This window comes from Fulvivirga aurantia, from assembly GCF_009711475.1.
Taxonomy (GTDB): domain Bacteria; phylum Bacteroidota; class Bacteroidia; order Cytophagales; family Cyclobacteriaceae; genus Fulvivirga; species Fulvivirga aurantia.
Genome location: NZ_SMMD01000406.1, coordinates 1 through 2,414, shown reverse-complemented (window position 1 = coordinate 2,414; position 2,414 = coordinate 1). Strand labels below are relative to the sequence as shown.

1 protein-coding gene is annotated in these 2,414 nt (G+C 38.3%); it reads left to right on the top strand.

Translation table 11 applies throughout. The features are described from left to right. Positions 1-37: 37 nt before the first annotated feature. On the top strand, positions 38-2,414 hold a 2,377-nt coding region (locus E1176_RS02315; protein ID WP_155208962.1), incomplete at its 3' end, for an ABC transporter permease.

Genomic DNA, 2,414 nt, shown 5'->3' with positions numbered 1-2,414 from the left:
CGGTAGATAGTTTAAGAGACGAATAAAACTAAATGCGATGCTAAAAAACTATTTTAAAACTGCTGTAAGATCTCTATTGAGAAATAAGGGATACACTCTAATTAACGTGTTTGGGTTGGGTTTGGGGTTATGTTGTGCGGTAATCTTGTTTTTACTGGCTCACTATGTGTCAAGTTATGATTCATTTCAAGAGAATTATGATCGTGTTTACAGGTTAGTCAACACCTCCATTGGCCAAGGTGGCGAAAAAGACCACACACCAGGTGTTCCTTTGCCACTTCCCGAGGCATTGCGCACGGATTTTCCTGAATTAGAAAGAATCGTTTTAACACGTAATCACCATGGTGAGCGGCATTTTACTATTGAGCCTGACTCAGAAAAACCGAAATTTTATGAGCTCAAAAGTGATCGATTGGTTTATACTCAGCCAGAATACTTTGATATTTTTACAGTAATATGGCTAGAGGGAAATAGAAATAAAGCCTTAGAGCAACCTAATAGCATTGTCGTTTCTAAGTCAATTGCAGACAAATTTTTTCCTTCGCAAAGTGCGCTGGGTGAAACCATTATTTTAAATAAAGAGACTCAGTTGCTAATAACGGGAGTGGTTGAAGACGCTCCCGCTAATACTGACTTTCCATTTAATATGTTTGTCTCTCTTGCCACAGTGCAAGATGAGATCAAAGAAAGCGGGTGGGGGAGTGTGAGTAGTGATGATCATTGCTACATCTTACTTGCTGAAAATGATAGTCCATCAAGGTATACCAACCGTATAGAGCGTTTTGTTGAGAAGCATATCGAAGATAATGACCAAAATAGTGTTTATCAGTTACAGCCCATGCGTGATTTTCATTTCAATGAACATTGGAGTAACTATAGTTTCAAAAGCGTAAGTAAAAATCAGATACTTATAATGAGGCTAATTGGTCTCTTTCTAATACTTACAGCCTGTATCAACTTTGTTAATCTATCTACAGCTGTAGCTATCAGAAGATCACGGGAGGTGGGTGTCAGAAAGGTGCTCGGCAGTTCCAGAGGACAGCTTATAGCTCAGTTCCTTGCTGAGTCTTTTGGAATCATCTTCCTTTCTGCACTTATCGGGCTTGGATTGGCCGAACTACTTTTGCTATATGTGAATCCTTTCATGGATGTCAACCTTGATATTCCATGGTTCGAACCGTCATTTATTTTAGGTGTGGTATTTGGGTTGTTTTCAATAACGGTACTTTCAGGTTTTTATCCTGCCTTAATTCTCTCTGGCTTTAAACCAGCGCTTGCTCTTAAGAATCTGATAACTACCAAAAATAGTGGTAAACTTAATTTGCGAAAAGGGCTGGTTGTCTTTCAATTCTTTATATCTCAGGTCTTTATTATAGGAACAATTGTAACGCTAAGTCAACTAAATTATATCAAAAACGCTGATTTAGGTTATAATACGGAGGCACTTATCAATATTAGAATTCCTGAAGACGATCAGTCTAAAAAACAAACTATAAAACAGCAGCTTTCTCAATTGAGCGGTGTCAATGAAGTGAGCCTGGTATTTAGTAATCCATCCTCTGGCTCGGTCTCGGTAAGCGATTTTCGTGTAGAAGATGACCCTGAAGAATATTACAGTGCTATGAAATTCGGAGATGAAAATTATCTCACCATTTACCAACTTAAACTTCTTGCAGGAAGAAATTTGAGACCTTCAGATACTTTGAGAGAAGTTATTGTCAATGAAAAATTTTTAGAATATATCAATCATAAGGGCAGTTATGAGGAGGCAATAGGTAAACAGCTTAAGGTTTGGGGTAAACACATACCAATAGTGGGAGTGGTTAAAGACTTTCATGCGGTCTCTTTACGCAATGAATTAATGACTATTATGATTTTTAGTCATATGAATGCGTACCGCACGATAACCTTGAAAGTGGATATGGCCAATTTTAATACTACCAGATCAACCATCGAAAAAACCTGGAAAGCAATCTATCCGGAGTTTGATTACGAGCACGAATTTGTGGATGAGCAGTTGGCTCAATTTTACGAGGGTGAAAGAAAGATGACTATCTTTTTTTCGGCAGCCTCAGCGATTGCCATTTTCATCGGTTGCTTAGGGTTGTTTGGGTTAGCATCGTTTATGGTATCCCAAAAGGTGAAAGAGATTGGGGTTAGAAAAGTGTTAGGCGCATCATCCATAAGTATTATTGGCTTATTTACTACATCATATATAAAACTCATCGTACTGGCTTTTGTCTTGGCAGCTCCAGTTGCCTGGATTATTATGAGTGAGTGGTTACAAAATTTCCAATATAAAATAAGCCTTGGTCCGGTGGTGTTTATTACTGCTTTGGTTGCCACATTGCTAATAGCAGTACTTACAGTAGGTTATAAATCACTACGAGCAGCATTAGCCAACCCGGTAGATA